The sequence below is a fragment of the Pseudomonas sp. UV AK001 genome, assembly GCF_046097675.1.
GTDB classification, from domain to species: Bacteria; Pseudomonadota; Gammaproteobacteria; order Pseudomonadales; family Pseudomonadaceae; genus Aquipseudomonas; species Aquipseudomonas kribbensis.
Genome location: NZ_JBJUVZ010000011.1, coordinates 91,336 through 107,772 on the forward strand (window position 1 = coordinate 91,336; position 16,437 = coordinate 107,772).

The window sequence follows — 16,437 nt, forward strand, 5'->3', positions numbered from 1 at the left end:
CCCCTTATGAAACGTGCTGGAGAAATTCGCGCAAGCGCGGGCTGGGCGGATTCGCAATCAGTTCTTGCGGCTTGCCATCTTCGGCGATGCGTCCCTTGTCAATGAAGATCAAGCGGCTGGCAACTTTGCGCGCGAAGTCCACTTCGTGGGTCACGATGACCATCGTCATGCCTTCTTCTGCCAGTGCCTTCATCACGGTCAGTACCTCATGACGCAGTTCCGGATCCAGCGCGGAGGTCGGCTCGTCGAACAGCATCATCTTGGGTTTCACCGCCAGTGCGCGAGCAATGGCGACCCGTTGCTGCTGGCCTCCGGACAACTGCGATGGATAGTGCTCGGCGCGCTCGGCCAGGCCCACCTTGGCCAGCAATTCACGCCCGAGCGCATGCGCCTCGGCTTTGCTTGCACCGCGTACGCGAATAGGCCCGAATGCTACGTTTTCCAGCGCGGTCATCTGTGGAAACAGATGAAACTGCTGGAACACCATGCCTGCTTCCTGGCGGATGAGACGTTCATCGACCTTGGGGTCGTTGACCTTCAAGCCATCGACGATCAACTCACCCTCGGTGACCTCTTCCAGTTTGTTGATGCAACGCAACAGGGTGGATTTGCCGGAACCCGACGGCCCGATGATGACCACAACCTCGCCACTGGAGATACTCAGGTCGATGTTATGCAGCACCTGGGTGCTGCCGAAGTGCTTGGAAACGTTCTTGAATTCAATCACAGGATTTTCAACCTCGCTTCCATACGGCGCAGGATGTAACTGAGCACCAATGTAATGATTAGGTAGATCACGGCGACGGCAGACCAGACTTCCATCGCGCGGAAATTGCCGGCGATCACTTCCTGGCCCTGGCGGGTCAGCTCAGCCACGCCGATGACGATGAACAGGGAAGTGTCCTTGATGCTGACTATCCACTGGTTGCCCAGCGCCGGAATCATCCGGCGAAACGCCAGAGGCGTGATGACATAACGCAGCGTGTCGCGGCGGGACAAGCCCAGTGCAAGCCCGGCCTCCCGAAAACCATTATTGATCGACAACACGGCTCCTCGGGTGATCTCGCCGATATAGGCGCCCGAGTTGATCATGATGGTGAATACGGCGGCGCCAAACGGATCGATGCGCACCGGAATCATCAGAGGGAGAGCGAAGTAGATGAACATCACCTGCACCATGATGGGCGTGCCACGGATCAGCTCGATGAATACCAACGCTACCCGGCTGCTGAAAAATCCGCCGTAAGCGCGGGCGAAACCCGCGATTACGCCGATGACAGCGCCGCCGATCAGACCCAGGATCGAGATCCAGAGTGTGAGCTTGGCGCCGTCCAGCAGAACCGGGAGCGCATCCCAGATGGCGCTCCATTGAAATTGCATATCGATGAACTCTCAGAAAAAACTCGGGATGATTTACTGCGGTTGGGTGCCAAACCACTTCTCATAGATTTTGGCGTATGTACCATCTTCCCGAAGCTTCTTCAGTGCAGCGTTGACCGGCTCACGCAACTCGCTGCCTTTGGGGAAGCCGATACCATATTGCTGGGCCATCATCTGTGCGCCCACGGCTTTGACCTGGCCTTCGCCAGCGGTCTTGATGTAATAGAGAACGTTCGGTGTATCGTGCATGGCAGCGTCGACGCGCCCGGTGCGCAGTTCCAGGTAAGCGTTGTCGATGTTGGGGAACTGGCGCAAATCCTTGGCCTTGAGGTTGGCCTTGGCGTAATCAGCCGCTGATGTTCCGCTCTTCACTGCCAGGGCCTTGCCGGCAATGTCCGCCTCGCCCTTGATCGTGTCGTTGTCACTTTTCACCATCAGCAGGAATCCGCTGTCGTAGAAGCCGTCAGAGAAGTCGATGGCCTGCTTGCGCTCTTCTTTGATGGTGATCCCGGCCAATGCGGCATCCACGTTGTGGGTCTGCAGTGCAGGAATGATGCCGTTGAAATCCATCGGTTTAAGTTGATAGGTCACGCCCATTTCTTTGGCGATAGCCGCCCAGAGATCGATGTCGAAACCCACGTACTCACTGCCCTGCTTGAACTCGAAAGGCACGAATGCCGTGTCCGTTGCGATCAGAAGCTCCTTGCCGGCGGCCATTGAAGTACCTGAAATGACAAGAGCAACAGCTGCAAACGATACCTTCAGAAATCTTTTCATCGTCTTTCCTCTTTAAGGGGGAGGCTCGGTTGCCGTGGTCGGCCCGAGGGAAAACGGCAGTAGCAATGTATTGGGCAGGCCCCTGATTGTTATGGGCGGCATGTCCATGCCAGTGGTGCGCGGGTCGCGGGGTAAGTGCGAGCGATACTTCGTGCATCGCCATGCAAATATCCGTTGCCTATCGTTTTGATGCAAGTATTATTTGCATCAAATCCGGAGGGTACCATGAGCCACGTACTACATCGAAGCTTCACCCAAACCTATCCCACAGCCGTTGGTGGGGAAGGGCCCTATCTGATCGACAGCACCGGTCGTCGCTACCTGGACGCCAGTGGCGGTGCGGCGGTGTCGTGTCTGGGCCACAGCGATGCCGAGGTGATTGATGCGATCAGGCACCAGGTCGGTCGGCTCGCCTATGCCCACACTTCGTTCTTCACCACCGAGGTCATGGAAGAACTTGCCGACTTTCTGGTTGCTCGCGCGCCTGCCGGACTTGAATCGGTGTATTTCGTATCGGGTGGTTCCGAAGCCGTGGAAACCGCACTGAAGCTGGCGCGGCAATACTTTGTGGAAATCGGTCAGCCAGCACGCAAGCACGTCATTGCCCGGCGCCAGAGCTATCACGGCAACACCCTGGGCGCGCTCGCAGCTGGTGGAAACGAATGGCGCCGCCGGCAATTCGAACCGCTGCTGATCGATGTCAGCCATGTCAGCCCGTGCTATGCCTACCGTGAGCAGCGTGCCGGTGAAAATGACGAGCAGTTTGCCACGCGTCTGGCCCAGGAGCTGGAAGCGGAAATCCTGCGGCTGGGTGCTGACAATGTCATGGCTTTCATTGCCGAGCCTGTGGTGGGCGCCACGTTGGGCGCGGTTGCGGCGGTGCCGGGTTACTTCAGGCAAGTACGTGAAGTGTGCGACCGTCATGGCGTGCTGCTAATCCTTGACGAAGTCATGTGCGGCATGGGGCGTACCGGTTCTCTGTTCGCCGCCGAACAGGAAGGTATTACCGCCGACCTGATCACCATTGCCAAAGGCCTGGGCGCGGGTTATCAGCCCATCGGCGCGACCATGGTCAGCGGCAAGATCCGTGACGCTATTGCCAACGGCTCTGGATACTTCCAGCACGGTCACACGTATATCGGTCACGCCACGGCATGCGCAGCAGCACTGGCGGTGCAGAAGGCCATCGAGACACGCGGATTGCTCACTCAGGTGCAAATGTTGGGTGATGCACTGCAAGCGCGACTCGTGGAAACCTTGGGGAATCACGCGCACGTCGGTGAAATTCGTGGGCGTGGCCTGTTCCGTGGCATCGAACTTGTGGCTGACCGGCAGAGCAAGATGCCTTTCGATCCAGCGCTCAAGCTGCACGCACGGATCAAGAAAGCCGCGATGAGCGAGGGCTTGATGTGCTACCCCATGGGCGGCACCGTGGACGGACAATATGGCGATCACATCCTGCTCGCACCGCCGTTCATCATCGACGCCAGCCATATCGACGAAATTGCACAGAAGCTGGCGAAGGCCATCGATAGCACGATCAACGTGCTCTGACGGGGGGTAATAATGGACATTCGATCACGTCTGACAACACTGCAGCGCGACGAGATGAGCGAGGATCAGCAACGGGTGCTGGCGGACATTCTGAAGGGGCCTCGTGGCAACCTGGACGGCCCGTTCCTGGCCTGGATTCACAGCCCGGCGCTCGCCGACCACGCGCAGCGTTTGGGAGCGTTCTGTCGATACGGTACCGCTTTGGAGCTGCGTCTGACCGAACTCGCCATCCTCACCACGGCCTCGTGGTGGCGCTCCCAGGCCGAGTGGCAGATTCACGAACCCATCGCCAGAGACGCTGGTGTTTCCGACAGTGTAATCGAAGCGCTCAGGCAGCAGAAGACGCCGGCATTTACCAGCGCCGACGAGCAATGCGTTTATGAAATCGGCAAGTCGCTATACGTAACCCGGCGAGTTGATGCTGCGCTCTACGAACAAGGCATCGCGCTTTTCGGCGAGTCGTCGATGGTCGAGCTGGTCGGAGTGTATGGGTATTACTCGTTAGTGGCGATGACGCTGAACGTCTTCGAAGTCACGCGGGATTCCGGATCACCTGTGCCTTTCGACGAATAGTGTACATGCCTTTACACCTTCGATTCGACGGAGGAGAGAGACGCGCCAAGCCGCTGGGGTGCGGCCTCTGACTCCGCAGATTCGAAGTGTCCGCTGCCTGATTGATGATTCATGACCGCTCGGCTAGTGCTTTGGCAGTGGGACGATCTACGCTGCCACGGCTCTGGGCAAGATCCTGGAAATAAAAAAGCCGCCGAAGCGGCTTATCCGACATGTAAACGACTGGTTTGCTGCCCGTCGTGACGTCTCCTGCTACACAGGCCGTTTGGAAAATTGGATGCCACTGTCCGGTTCTGGCCGATTCTGTTGAAAAAGTCGGTCTGTCCAAACTGCCTGATCATTGGCTGGTGAAACGCCTTTTCTGCACGCTGCTACATGAAAACTGAGTCCGGAGGCTTTTGCCAAAAGAAAGGATTTCAATCTCAGACACGTACTTTTCCGATACGCAAACGATGACCGACTTTTTCAACGGAATCGGCCAATTGCAGTCGCTCAGCAGTCAGCAGTCAGCAGTCAGCAGAAATAGCGCCATAGTGTGAAAGACTTAGTCGATAGGAAGCTACCTACAGCACTGGGGGAGAACCTCATTGTAGGTATCAGACTAAGGAACTATCGAATGACGAGGTCGCTCAGCCCCCAGTGCTCATTCAGTTTCGAAAGCAACTACGGATAAATCGGTGGTGTTGATCCTAATTTATCCAGCTATTCACTAAAGCCCTATTGGCATCAATCCACGCTTGTGCGCCTTTTTCCGGTGTGCTGCTGCCGTTCTCGTTAATGGTTGCCATCAGTTCGCCGAGAGACTTCTCATCCATTTTCCACTTTTGCAACCAGCGCTCGGCTTCAGGATGGTCATCTTTGAATGACAAAGCGGCTATGCCATGGATAGCGTCAGTGGTGCCATAGGTTTTCTTGGGATCGTCAAGATACCTAAGGTTCTTTTTAGCCCAAACCCAGTGTGGTTTCCACAACGTGACGACAATGGGTTCCTTGCGCGCCACGGCACGATCCAAAGATTGAAGCATCGCCGCTTCAGACGATTGGACGAGGGTATAGTCCAACATGTAATCAGCGATAGCTTTATCTGTCAGGCCCATAATCCCGGAACCTGCATCAATGCCAAAAATAGAGGCCTTGCCGCGCCGTGTAAATTCTTCTTTACGGGAATTCAATTCGTCGATGCTTTTGATGTCAACGTAGTCAGGGACTGCTAATCCAAGATTTGCTTCACTTAGCCAGGGGCCGATCAGTTGGATTTTGTCTTTGATGCTCTGATAAGGAGCGCTGTCGGCTGATGGAAGCCATACCTCAAAAGTTACGTCGATTTTTCCGAGGGCCACCGAGTTGTAGAGAATTATCTTGGAGGCATTTTCAAGTTTTACGTTGTAGCCTTTCTCCGCCATAAGAATTTTCCACATATTGGCGACAGCGATATTTTCCGCCCAGCTGTTAACACCGATACTTATTGTTTTGGAGTCAGCTGCATATGATGCGGTATGAAAGCCTATGCAAAGTCCAAGTAATACTCCCATGAGTGCTTTTTTCATTTGGTTTGCGCCTTTTCGAATAATGAAGTCACTGGTTATTCAAGCGATAGGGGTAAGCTTTCGGTGAGAGACCCTTGGTATTGGAGCATTGCCGCCACGTTGGTTCATCTCATTATTGGATGCGGACAGTCACTTGGTCTGCGTTTGCATCCATCGAATTGCTGCTACAGCCTTGTGCATGGCTGTAGCAGAGTTAAAAGCGGGCGCCGATTACATCATTCCACGCCCGTGGTGCTCAACGTGGCAGCAGCCTCGGGTCGAATGGGTAGTCAGATAGCAATTCGATGCCGTGTTCATGGATATAGATCTGCTCTTCGAGCTTTACGCCCTCACCGCCCTGATCGTGGCCAATGTAGCTTTCCACGCAGATGGTCATGCCGGCTTCGAATACGCCGTCGTAGCCCAGTGCATCAATGTCCTCGCGGTGCACCACGTACGGGTACTCACCCGTCATGCCAACGCCGTGGGCCAAGGCGAAATAGCGGTTGGACTTGTAGTTGTCCGGGATGCGCCAGGCCAGCTCGGCATATTCCTTGAAGCTTCGACCGGCCTTGAGTATTTCCACGTTGGTCTGCACTTGCTCGTAGGCCAGTTTGTAAAGCTCCTGCTGCTTGGCAGTGGCGGCCTGCTCCCCACAGAGGAACGTCCGCGAGAAGTCAGCGTAGTAACCGAAACGCCCGACCACATCGGTGTCCAGAGCTACCAGGTCACCGGCTTCAATGGGCCGTGTGCTGCATTCCTGGAACCACGGATTGGTGCGCGGCCCGGAGGACAGCAGGCGGGTTTCGACGTAATCGCCGTCGGTGGCGATCACGTGCTGGTGCAGGTGCGACCACAGTTCGTTTTCGCTGATGCCCGGCACCAGTTTGTTTTCCATCAGCCGTACGCCAGCCTCGGTGGCACGCAGGCTGGCACGGATCATCTTCAGCTCGTTCGGCACCTTGATGCAGCGGGCGCGCTCCAGGGGTTCCTGAGCGTCGAAAATCTGGTAGCCGAGTTTTTGCAGTTCAAATGCAGCGGCCGAGGTCGCGCTTTCGATGGCGATCCGCTTGTTGCTACCGCAGTGTTTGCGCACCAGCTCATCGATTTCAGCGGCCCATTCGGCGGTGACATTAGTCAGGAAGCTGTCGCAGAAATAATAGGAGATGGCTTTGGCCGGCCGTACTTCATCGACGGTGTTGAGCTGTTCGGCCAAATGCAGGCAGCCGCCGAATTCGAAGACCACCACTGGGCCCTCTGCGGGTATGAAGGCGTAACGTGCCGGGTTGCGCGCGGAGTACACCTGCATATTGCGCGAGCCTGTTGCGTAGCGCATGTGGGTCGGGTCGAACAGCACGCACGCAGCGTAGTCGCGCTTTTTCAGTTCGTTGCGTACCCTTTGCAGACGGTCGAGCTGGATTTGCTGGATCTCGTCGTACGTCGGTTCGCAGTCGGCGGGGTTGCGGTTAGGGCCGGACATACTCATGGGTGTTCCTCGCAGGGCAAATACGGTTGGTTTTTTTTTAAGTATTTTTAGGTAGGTCAGTCGAGCAACTGGTCGCTACGTACCAGGTTGCGTTCGGCTTGCAGGTGAGCTTCGGACAGCCGTCCGTAAAGCTGTTTGGTGCGCTGGGCACGGCCGATGATTCCGGGCTTTTCGGAGTAGGCGAAGATGGCGGTATTGCGCTCGGTGGCGCCCGCGACCCGGGTTACCCGATGCACCGAAAAGCGGCCCTTAAAAATCTGCAAGTCGCCGGGATTGAGCTCCAACTCCTTGACGCGGCTGCGGTCTTCACCGCGCACCACGTTGCCGACGGCGCCGAGGTTTTCCTGGGTGCGCGTGCGGATCATCGGCGCGTACTCGAACAGGCCGCCGGCCTCAGGCTTCTGGGTCATCATGCTGACGATGAATTCATTGGTATCGAAGTGCCAGGGCTGCTCGGTGCCTTGGGGCATCACATTGATCACCAGCCCGGCGAACGGGTCAGCGTATTCGAAAATCTCTGGCTCGTTGAGGCAGGCACCGATAAATCGCTTCATCATCGGCGAGACGTACATGCGATGAATGATCGCGTCGGGGGCAATCATGTCCCGGGTGACAAAACCGCTAGTGCGCTCCATGAATGTGCGGCGCGGGTCATCTTGGGGCAGGCCGGGGTCGTCTTCAGTGAAGTAGGCGTTGACCTTCCGCACCGAGTAAAAGGTCTTGCCCGACAATGCCTGACCTTCTGCGCGGGCCTGTTCCAGCGCCTCGGGCCGCAGAAAATTCTTCAGTAGGCAGCATCCGTCCTCGGCCAGTTCTGCACGGGCGTGTTCGATCAGCGCGTGCAAACGGACATGGCCCGAATCATGTATGGGGTACAACTCAGTATTAATGATGTCGCTGATATCGCCCACTTCGGCGTCGGCAAGTTGAAGGCTCATGCAAGTCTCCTGAAACTATCAATTAACAGTGTTTGGCGTTGAATCGATAGTTGCTGAAAGAGGTGCGAAGTGGAAATTACAAGTTGTGATCGAATCCATCGACAGGGGCGATAGTTATGTCAGGCGAACTGGATGGGACATTGCTTAAAGTCTTTGTCGCGATTATCGAATGCCATGGGTTTTCCGCTGCGGCCGAGCGCCTGCATAAAACACAATCGACGATCAGTCAGAGTCTGCAGCGGCTGGAAGAGATCGTCGGTACGCCGCTGGTGCAGCGCAACAGTCGCTCGGTGAGCCTGACGCCTGGCGGCGAAACCTTCCTGATTTACGCGCGGCAGATCCTCAAGCTGCACGCGGATGCAATCAATGCCATGAAGTTGCCGGACGAGCAGGTGTACATTCACGTCGGCATGCCCGAGGACTATGCACAGTTCTGCCTGGCTGGGGTGCTGCGGGACTTTCAAACGCAGTTTCCGCACGTGCGGCCGGACATCTGTTGCGAGATGTCGACGGCATTGGTCAGCCGTTTACAGCGTGGCGAACTGGATCTAGTGCTGGGCGTGCAGCACGCTAATTTGCCGCTGGGTGAATACCTGTGCGACGAGCCGCTGGTGTGGGTGGCGGCTGAAGGGTGGCGCGCCGGAGAGGACGTCTCGGTGCCGCTGTCGGTGTATGCCGAAGGCTGCGCCTTTCGCACCAACGCCGTGCGCGCGCTGGCTGAGGCCGGCCGGCCGTGGCACGTGGTTTATACCAGCCAGAGCCCACGCGGCATCGGGATTGCCGTCGAGCAGGGGCAATCGGTGGGCGTCACCGCACGGCGCCTGGTGCCGGCGGGTTGGCAGGTACTGGACGAGGCTCAAGGCTTTCCGCCGATTGAGCCAGCGCGGTTGATGTTCTGGCGCTCTACTCAGTGCAAAGCGCTGGCGTTGGAGGCCTTGGCGGACATTCTGTCGCGTCGCTTAGGCCGTTCAGAATGGCTGGCCGAGCGCGGGCTCACGGCGTTGGCTACGGGCCATCAATCCCAGCAATAACAGGCTGGCCGCCACCCAGCAGACAATCCAGCCGTGCACCAGCGCAAACTGGCCGGTGGCTTGCAGAAGCCAACCGCACAGCCAATTTGCGGTGGCGCTGCCCAGCCCATAACCGACCATGCTCAGGCTCACCACTTGCAGGCTTTGCACCGGGTTCAAGCGTGCGCTTAGGTAAGCGGCCATCAAGCCCCAGACCGGGAAATAAAACAGCGCGAATAGCCCGGCCACCAGCCAGGTCAGGTTCAGGCTCGGTTGCCAGAGTAGTGAGAGCATTGCCAGGCCGAAGGCGCTGATGCTCAATGCCATCACCCTCAATGCCCCCCAGCGATCCGCCAACGAGCCCAGCAACAAACCGCCGATAACCCCGCCCATTCCGATCAGTGTCCACAGTGAGCCGGTAATCTGCGCGGTGGCACCCAGTCGTTCGCTGGCGAACGCCGAGAGGAAGTTCAGGAAGGGGCCGCTGATCCCGCCGATAAAGGCGCTGAGCAGCAGTATATGCAGCGCGACCGAATGCTCAAGGCACAGCTGCAGCCACTGCCTTAACACCTGACGTAATGAAGGCGCACTGCTGGATTTGAGGCCGTGTTCTTTAGCGAGAGGGGCTAAGGCCCAGAAGGTCAGCAAGGTGGCGATCAGCGTTAGCCCGGCGCAAATCATCCAGAAGTGCTTCAACGAGATACCGTGCAGCAGAGCGATCAATACTCCGTTAATACAGATCGCAAACGCTGCCCCCGAAGAGGCCAGCCCCAGCACGCGGCTGCGGTGGGAAGCCGGGATCACTTCGCTAGCCAATGCAGCAATGGCGTTCCAGTTCGACACCGCACAGGCCGATACCAGCGCCAGGCACAACGCAAACGGCAGCGCCCACGGCGTGGCGACTGCCAGGGCCAAAAGCGCCGGGCTCAAGGCCATCGTCAACCGCACCATATTGCGAGGGCTGATCCAAGCCGCCGCGATGCCGCTGACAATCGACGCCCCCATGTAGAAAAGCTGCAACAACGCCGCGATGAACGCGGCCTGGCTGTAGCTCAGCTCGAACACCTGGCGGATCTGGGGTAATAAAGCCGAATACAGGAAAATACTGAAGCCGTGGGTAGTGGCGTTACACGCCGTAAAGATAATCGCCAATAAGACAATACTTCTAGTACGTGAGTTTTTTTTGATTGGCATGTGTTTGGCTCGATAAATTTAATTGCAACAGATTGGGGCGAAACCTCATAGCCCGCACTATGTGGGTGCACTTGTTCAGCCAAGCATTTAATTTAAATAAGACTCGCGCTTATAGAAAGAAAACAGCCAGTGCCTACTAGCCATTAGTGTGCTGCGAAATACTCATTCTATTTATACGTCCGCGACAGTGGCACGGCTGAAACCGACGTAATACGAAGATTGAGGGTTACCTGTGGCGAGGAGATCAGTGTCAAGGCTCACGCCAATACCATTGACATTCGCGCCGTCGCTTACCTCTATTGCGTCGACCTTGAAACACCCTACGATGAGGTTGAAGAATCGGCTAAACCGCTTATCACCGCCTATTTTGGCGACCTTGGCATCACTGACGTGACTGATCAGTTAGCTGACCGTGGTTGGTCTGTGGAGGGCCATCGTCTGTTCATAGCTGATCACTATAGAGCCGCTGCGGACATGGTCGTAAGGTGGGCCTTGAGTGAGTCCAGTCACTGTAACGTCGAGATCGCCGAATGGTTTCCTGATGGGATGGACAGACAACGACTGCTCACTCTCCTCAATGCAGGGATGCCAAAGCTAAGGGTTCTGAACAAGCAGGAAAAGGTAAGCGCCTGGCTGAGCATGCAGTCGCTCGGATAGCGGCGCAAGGTAAGGCACGCTGAGCAAACGACTGTGAATTATTAAAATTATTGGCTAGCCATAATTATTGCCCTGCCATAATTCTCAATAATTTTGCGCGTACTTAAGTCAGAACCTAGCAGGCCGTTTGGGTCACCGGTCATAGGCGGGCACAAGGCCCGAAGGGACGACACCCCCACGTACGGCCCAGCGATTGCGACGCGCTTTTCTACTAAATAGATGCTGCGATGTCGTGTGCCGACCCGCTCCCCACCCTGCTTAATTAGCAGCTCGCTCTGAATGCAAGCGATAATGGAGTTCACTGGATCAAGCTTTCAGAAGTCTTTATGCCACCCCATCCACCCCTACCCTGATTCCAGCCATGCCCCTAGCAACGCTATTGGTGTCGTGCGTCGGCGAAACGACAGGTAAGTCAATGAAGAATGTCAGGCTAGTGCGTCATGGAGAAAGCGCAGCCAATGCCGGTGCAGCTACCCTTGATCATGCAAATATCCCGCTCACCGAAAAGGGCATCGAACAAGCTAAACGAGTGGCTCAATCCGTCGGCCGTGCACCTGAGTTAATCGTTGTCTCCCCTTTCTCTCGGGCTCGAGCGACCGCGGATGCGACCATCTCCGTATTCCCTGATGCACCATTCGAAACATGGCCCATCGAGGAGTTCACCTATCTTGATCCGGCTAGGTGTGTGAATACCACCGTAGGGCAACGGAAGGCATGGGTGGAACAGTATTGGGCGAACGCGGATCCGTCCTACAGAAGGTGCAGAGTCGTTTCTGGAGTTTGTTGATCGCGCGCGATCGTTCCTAGATCGCCTCACCACGCTCCCGGCGCAAGACATCCTAGTCTTTTCGCACGGACAATTTCTCAATGCGGTAGCTTGGCTCATCGAGCGTAAGCCACTCCAGGTTGATGCCCAAGCGATGATCGAATGGCGCAGGTACGAGATCGACAATCACGTTCCTAATGGTTGTGGGTATGTCGTGACCTGTGCTCTAGTCGATACACCGTGGACAGTGAGTGATTCAATCGACATAGATGGGGCGGTTAATCTCAACAATCTCCAAGCAAGGTCTCCCATGCCATGAGCATCCAAGCAAAGTTCCTTCACCTCCAAGCAATCCATAACCTCCTCGCGCCATACCGCTACCTCTATTGCGTTGACCTTGAGGCAAATTGTGACGAGGTTGGAGTGCACGAATCTCCAAGGTCGCTTGTGGTCGTCCCCGATCAGATGGAAACGATTGAGATTGGGCTAGTGGTGATTGATTTGGAATCACTTGAGATCGTCGATGAATTCCAACGTTTCGTCCGACCTCTGATCAATCCCACCCTCACCGATTTCTGCAGAAAGCTTACGTCCATTCAACAAGCAGACGTGGACGGTGCCCGAACCTATCAAGACGTTGGTCAAGAATTACGAACATTTGCTTCGAGTTATCCAAACGCCGCTTGGGCTTCTTGGGGGCACTATGACGCAAGACAGCTTGAGCGCGATGCTGGTTTAGCTAGGTGCCCTTCCCTGCTCGAAGGCTTGCCACATTTCAACGCTAGGAAATGGCATGCTGGCTTATATGACGATCGACCTAATTCACTTAAGCAAACAGTATAGTCGTTGGGACTGGTTTGGCGGGGTATCTATCACCGAGGGATCGACGATGCCAGGAACGTTGCATCCATCCTTAAGGAGATGCTCGGCTAATGAGGTGAGCCGGGCCCGATGGCCCGAATGAGCGACCCTTTCAATTACGTGAAACCACAGCTTAGTTGTCGGCAAGCGATGACTCGCGCACTGAATTTTTTGAACATAACCTCTCCTTGCCGCCCGCGAGGTCTACCAAGCGCTGACGGACGTCGTACTTGGTAAACGCCTCACTACTCGAGGCCCCTACCAATCATGTGCTGAGATCTATCAAAGCCTCATACCCGTTGAGATTGATGGTTGGCGACTCGCACTATTCACTGACTGTGACCCCCCTGTACTACCAGCACTACAGGTCGTCAGTAGCCGAATAGGGACACTCGAACTCTTGCAGCGCGATGGAGCTGATCCTGTCAACTTGGTGAGTACTTGGAGGGGATGACAGCTCGAACATTTGCTCGCCGCGCTCTGAGCCCGCACGCAAAGCACCTTTCCATTGTCGACTCAGAAACAGCGGAGAAACTGCCGCTCTCCATAGTGTTAAACCGCCTCGTCGTCTGACGTCGCTAGTCAGCAGCAATGCTGGTGCTCATCTGCGCAATTGGCTTCTCTCTCACCCCCCAGTTGACCGCAGCAGCAATCAGGCTCAAGGCAACGGCTGCCTGCCAAACCAAGTCATAGCTACCTGTGATGTCGTAAGCCGCTCCGCCAACCCACCCTCCCAGAAATGCACCAACCTGGTGGAACAGGTAAACGAGCCCGCCAAGCATTGAAAGATTGCGAACCCCAAATACCGATGCAACAACTCCATTTGTCAACGGAACGGTCGAGAGCCAAAGGAACCCCATTGCCATACCAAATAGATAGGCCGAGACGTCATTCACCGGTACAGAAACGAAGGCGACAATGACCACCGCCCGCATCAAATAGAGGGCCGTAAGCAGCTTCGGCTTGGACAGGCGCCCGCCTAGCCAGCCGGCTGTGTAGGTGCCAAAAATATTGAATAGCCCAATAAGTGCCAGAACAGTGGTACCCGTTTGAGCAGTCAGCCCCTTGTCCATTAGATAAGCTGGTAAATGAACGCCGATAAAGACGACTTGGAATCCACAAACGAAGAAGCCAAACGTGAGGAGCCAGAAGTCAGGACTGTAGCTGGCAGCTCGAAGCGCTTGTGGCATGGTCTGGTCGCCAGGCTGACGTTCAATTGGTTTGTCTTTCAACATCGCGACCAGCGGAATAATCAGTGACGCGAACAATGCCAGAACCAATAGAGCCTTGTCCCAGCCAATCCCCTGAATTAGCCCCAGAGCGCCTGGGAGCATAGCGAACTGACCAAAGGATCCCGCCGCACTGGCAAGGCCCATTCCCGTACTGCGTTTCTCAGGAGGAAGCGCCCGAGCCACTACACCCAAGATCACCGAGAATGACGTGCCAGACAGGCCAATACCAATGAGTACGCCCGCGCTCATCATTAACGTAGATGGTGAGTCGGAAAAACTCATACATACCAAGCCCACGGCGTATAACACGCCACCCGTTCCTACGACTTTGCCTGCACCATATCTATCGGCGAGAGCACCGGCGAAGGGCTGAGCGAGCCCCCAAACCAAGTTTTGCATAGCAATCGCGAACGAGAAAATCTCACGCCCCCAACCGAATTGGGCGCTCATTGGCGACAAAAAAAGCCCAAATCCGTGTCGTATCCCTAGTGACAATGTGAGAATCACAGCACTGCCTAACAATACCCACCTACTATCTCGCCAAACCTGAGCCATTTAAACCTTCCTAATCGCACCTTACTTATTAGTCACAAAACTTCCGATCGCATCCGTATAAACGGATGACACAGAACAATATCTCGCAAACTCAGTGACGAGTTGACCACCTGCGACATTCCAGGAACTTTTACGACATGGGATCCGAGCATAAAAATAAAAAAACAGAAACAATAGAATTAACGCCTTAGGGTTTACTTTTCTTATACCTAAGACAGGAAAACTTTAAGATAAAAAACGCCCTCAGATCGAGGGCGCTGTCTTCATGAAGATTAAGCAGCTGCTTTTTCAGGCTCATCATCTGCCTTAAGGGATAACGGTAGCGCTGAGAGCTCCTCACGCCCCATTTCAATTTCATGGGCAGGAAAGCTCCCGTAGTCGGCTTTCATCCACCGAAAGAGACCATACATTTTGACGATAAGCACAGCTAGGAACGGGATCGCCGCCACCGTCACAACGGTCTTGAGCGCATGCAATGGGGCACCGATGTAGAGCATTGCCAAGGGAATTGCTGCCAGCATAAGACACCAGAAAAGTCTCAGCGTGGTAGAAGGTTCATCACCTTCTTTCAGATTCCTGGTGCTGGTAGCCGCGACGGCAAACGACACGGCATCCAAGTGCGAGGCTAGGAAAACCAGCATCAACAAGTAATACCCCACCGCCAGGATTTTCCCAAAAGGCAGGCTGAAGAGCAGCAGCGACACCACCTCCTCTCCTCCTACACTGTTAATGAGAGTAGGCGCATCCACAACGCCAGAGATGAACTGGTGTATCGCAAAGCTTTGCAGACTGCCGAAGAAGAACCAGCATCCGCCGCAACCGCCCAGGATCATGGCAGCAACAACCTCTTTGATCTTGCGTCCACGCGATACGCGAGTCACGAAGAGCGCAACCCCAGGGGTGTAGGTAATCCAGTACAACCAGTAGAACACCGTCCAGCCGCGTGCAAACTCACCGTTGCCGGCAGGATCAGTGGAAAGGCTCATGCGCACGAAGTTCTGCATCATGAGGCCAACACCATTGGCAATATTATTGAGCGTGAATCCGGTAGGCCCAAGCACCAGTACGATGACGGCATAGATAACGGTCAAGCCGCAAGCTGCATGCGCAAGCTTTTGCATACCTTTGCCAATGCCAATATAAGAGCTAAGTGAAAATAGTAATGTAACAGACAACACCAGAGACGCTTTCAAGGCGTACCCATCGTCGATGCCAAAAAGCATTGATATGCCTTTACCGACTGTCGATGCCGAAAGCGTAATGGTGAGCACGAGCCCACCAAATGTCGACATCAAAAACACCACGTCCACAAAACGCCCAACAACACCTGTTGCTTTCAACCCGGTGATTGCTTCAACCGCAGCGGATAGGCTGAGGCCCGTGTTTTTTCTAACATGGAAATGATACGCCATTGCCAGCGATGCAATACCGTAGATCGCCCAGGGCGTTACACCCCAATGAAAGAACGAGTAGGCGATACTGTATTCGAGTGCTTCCTTGCTGAGCGGTGCAACTCCCAAACCAGGGGCCGAATAATAATAAACCCACTCCATAAAGGCCCAGTACATTGTTGCAGAGCCAAGGCCGGCACAAATAAACATAAAGACCCAACTGGCATTACCATATTGAGGTGCACCCTCACCGAGCTTAATATTTCCGTACTTGCTCAGAGCAATCCACAATACAAAAACCACACATACAAAACCTATGATTTGCACGATAGAACCAAATAGCCTAGTCACCCCATCAAACACAACGCTGGATAGTTCCAAGGATTGACTAGGATAAAGTGTCAAACCCGCCACACTGAGACTTATCGCAACCAGACTTATAAAAATCAGGGGCAGATCAACCTTAGTCTTATTTTTTTTTGAGTAAGAATCATTGGTGGTCATCATCGCTGCCTTACATTTCTTGTTATCTGGCGA

At 55.0% G+C, this 16,437-nt stretch carries 13 protein-coding genes and 1 pseudogene; 5 read left to right on the forward strand and 9 right to left on the reverse strand.

Annotated elements, in window-relative coordinates; all coding sequences use genetic code 11:
- Positions 1-4 precede the first annotated feature (4 nt).
- From glnQ to glnH, 3 genes are read right to left on the reverse strand one after another with little or no spacing between them, the layout of a single operon-like run.
- A complete protein-coding gene (gene glnQ / locus ACKLNA_RS25205) occupies positions 5-727 on the reverse strand; it encodes a glutamine ABC transporter ATP-binding protein GlnQ (protein ID WP_408987425.1) in 723 nt (240 codons plus the stop codon).
- The gene (glnP, locus tag ACKLNA_RS25210; RefSeq protein ID WP_408987426.1) at positions 724-1,380 is read right to left on the reverse strand and encodes a glutamine ABC transporter permease GlnP; all 657 of its coding nucleotides are present in this window, start codon (positions 1,378-1,380) and stop codon (positions 724-726) included. Before glnP ends, glnQ begins: the two co-directional genes overlap by 4 nt.
- A 33-nt stretch (positions 1,381-1,413) precedes the next feature.
- On the reverse strand, positions 1,414-2,157 hold the full coding sequence (gene glnH, locus ACKLNA_RS25215) for a glutamine ABC transporter substrate-binding protein GlnH (protein ID WP_408987427.1): 744 nt from the start codon (positions 2,155-2,157) through the stop codon (positions 1,414-1,416).
- 225 nt (positions 2,158-2,382) lie between these two features.
- Here glnH and ACKLNA_RS25220 point away from each other — a divergent pair, with 225 nt between their 5' ends.
- Entirely contained in the window at positions 2,383-3,711 is a 1,329-nt protein-coding gene (locus tag ACKLNA_RS25220) for an aspartate aminotransferase family protein (protein ID WP_408987428.1), read from the forward strand.
- 12 nt (positions 3,712-3,723) lie between these two features.
- Complete coding sequence (locus ACKLNA_RS25225; RefSeq protein ID WP_408987429.1) at positions 3,724-4,284, forward strand: carboxymuconolactone decarboxylase family protein; 561 nt, start codon at positions 3,724-3,726, stop codon at positions 4,282-4,284.
- 689 nt (positions 4,285-4,973) lie between these two features.
- Here ACKLNA_RS25225 and ACKLNA_RS25230 read toward each other — a convergent pair.
- The 3 genes from ACKLNA_RS25230 to ACKLNA_RS25240 form a co-directional block, all read right to left on the reverse strand.
- Positions 4,974-5,831, reverse strand: coding sequence for a glycine betaine ABC transporter substrate-binding protein (locus ACKLNA_RS25230; protein ID WP_408987430.1), 858 nt, complete (start codon positions 5,829-5,831; stop codon positions 4,974-4,976).
- Positions 5,832-6,066: 235 nt separating this feature from the next.
- Positions 6,067-7,296: a M24 family metallopeptidase gene (locus ACKLNA_RS25235; protein ID WP_408987431.1), complete on the reverse strand. Its 1,230-nt coding sequence runs from the start codon at positions 7,294-7,296 to the stop codon at positions 6,067-6,069.
- 56 nt (positions 7,297-7,352) lie between these two features.
- Complete coding sequence (locus ACKLNA_RS25240; protein ID WP_408987432.1) at positions 7,353-8,234, reverse strand: hypothetical protein; 882 nt, start codon at positions 8,232-8,234, stop codon at positions 7,353-7,355.
- Positions 8,235-8,350: 116 nt separating this feature from the next.
- On the opposite strand from ACKLNA_RS25240, the gene ACKLNA_RS25245 reads away from it, so the two are divergent.
- Positions 8,351-9,265 (forward strand): LysR family transcriptional regulator, encoded by a 915-nt coding sequence (locus tag ACKLNA_RS25245; protein WP_408987433.1) that lies wholly within the window; start codon positions 8,351-8,353, stop codon positions 9,263-9,265.
- Here the strand turns inward: ACKLNA_RS25245 and ACKLNA_RS25250 are convergent.
- Entirely contained in the window at positions 9,203-10,438 is a 1,236-nt protein-coding gene (locus tag ACKLNA_RS25250) for an MFS transporter (RefSeq protein WP_408987434.1), read from the reverse strand. The two genes, ACKLNA_RS25245 and ACKLNA_RS25250, sit on opposite strands and share 63 nt — an antisense overlap.
- A 1,072-nt stretch (positions 10,439-11,510) precedes the next feature.
- Between ACKLNA_RS25250 and ACKLNA_RS25255 the strand changes: the two are divergent.
- Together ACKLNA_RS25255 and ACKLNA_RS25260 are read left to right on the forward strand one after the other, a co-directional pair.
- A pseudogene (locus ACKLNA_RS25255) lies at positions 11,511-12,180 on the forward strand (histidine phosphatase family protein).
- A complete protein-coding gene (locus ACKLNA_RS25260; RefSeq protein ID WP_408987435.1) occupies positions 12,177-12,704 on the forward strand; it encodes an exonuclease domain-containing protein in 528 nt (175 codons plus the stop codon). The pseudogene ACKLNA_RS25255 and the gene ACKLNA_RS25260 overlap by 4 nt, the downstream one beginning before the upstream one ends.
- A gap of 596 nt (positions 12,705-13,300) precedes the next feature.
- Here ACKLNA_RS25260 and ACKLNA_RS25265 read toward each other — a convergent pair.
- Positions 13,301-14,509 carry an MFS transporter gene (locus ACKLNA_RS25265; protein ID WP_408987436.1) on the reverse strand — a complete coding sequence of 403 codons (1,209 nt, stop codon included), beginning with the start codon at positions 14,507-14,509 and terminating at the stop codon, positions 13,301-13,303.
- A gap of 272 nt (positions 14,510-14,781) precedes the next feature.
- Positions 14,782-16,404, reverse strand: coding sequence for a BCCT family transporter (locus ACKLNA_RS25270; protein ID WP_408987437.1), 1,623 nt, complete (start codon positions 16,402-16,404; stop codon positions 14,782-14,784).
- Between the last annotated feature and the right edge of the window lie 33 nt (positions 16,405-16,437).

Bases quoted from the DNA above. Each gene is read 5' to 3' on its own strand.
- ACKLNA_RS25250 (WP_408987434.1), bottom strand. From the start codon at position 10,438: ATGCCAATCAAAAAAAACTCACGTACTAGAAGTATTGTCTTATTGGCG.
- ACKLNA_RS25260 (WP_408987435.1), top strand. From the start codon at position 12,177: ATGAGCATCCAAGCAAAGTTCCTTCACCTCCAAGCAATCCATAACCTC.
- ACKLNA_RS25235 (WP_408987431.1), bottom strand. From the start codon at position 7,296: ATGAGTATGTCCGGCCCTAACCGCAACCCCGCCGACTGCGAACCGACG.
- ACKLNA_RS25240 (WP_408987432.1), bottom strand. From the start codon at position 8,234: ATGAGCCTTCAACTTGCCGACGCCGAAGTGGGCGATATCAGCGACATC.
- ACKLNA_RS25230 (WP_408987430.1), bottom strand. From the start codon at position 5,831: ATGAAAAAAGCACTCATGGGAGTATTACTTGGACTTTGCATAGGCTTT.
- ACKLNA_RS25245 (WP_408987433.1), top strand. From the start codon at position 8,351: ATGTCAGGCGAACTGGATGGGACATTGCTTAAAGTCTTTGTCGCGATT.
- ACKLNA_RS25220 (WP_408987428.1), top strand. From the start codon at position 2,383: ATGAGCCACGTACTACATCGAAGCTTCACCCAAACCTATCCCACAGCC.
- ACKLNA_RS25265 (WP_408987436.1), bottom strand. From the start codon at position 14,509: ATGGCTCAGGTTTGGCGAGATAGTAGGTGGGTATTGTTAGGCAGTGCT.
- glnH (WP_408987427.1), bottom strand. From the start codon at position 2,157: ATGAAAAGATTTCTGAAGGTATCGTTTGCAGCTGTTGCTCTTGTCATT.
- glnP (WP_408987426.1), bottom strand. From the start codon at position 1,380: ATGCAATTTCAATGGAGCGCCATCTGGGATGCGCTCCCGGTTCTGCTG.
- ACKLNA_RS25225 (WP_408987429.1), top strand. From the start codon at position 3,724: ATGGACATTCGATCACGTCTGACAACACTGCAGCGCGACGAGATGAGC.
- ACKLNA_RS25270 (WP_408987437.1), bottom strand. From the start codon at position 16,404: ATGACCACCAATGATTCTTACTCAAAAAAAAATAAGACTAAGGTTGAT.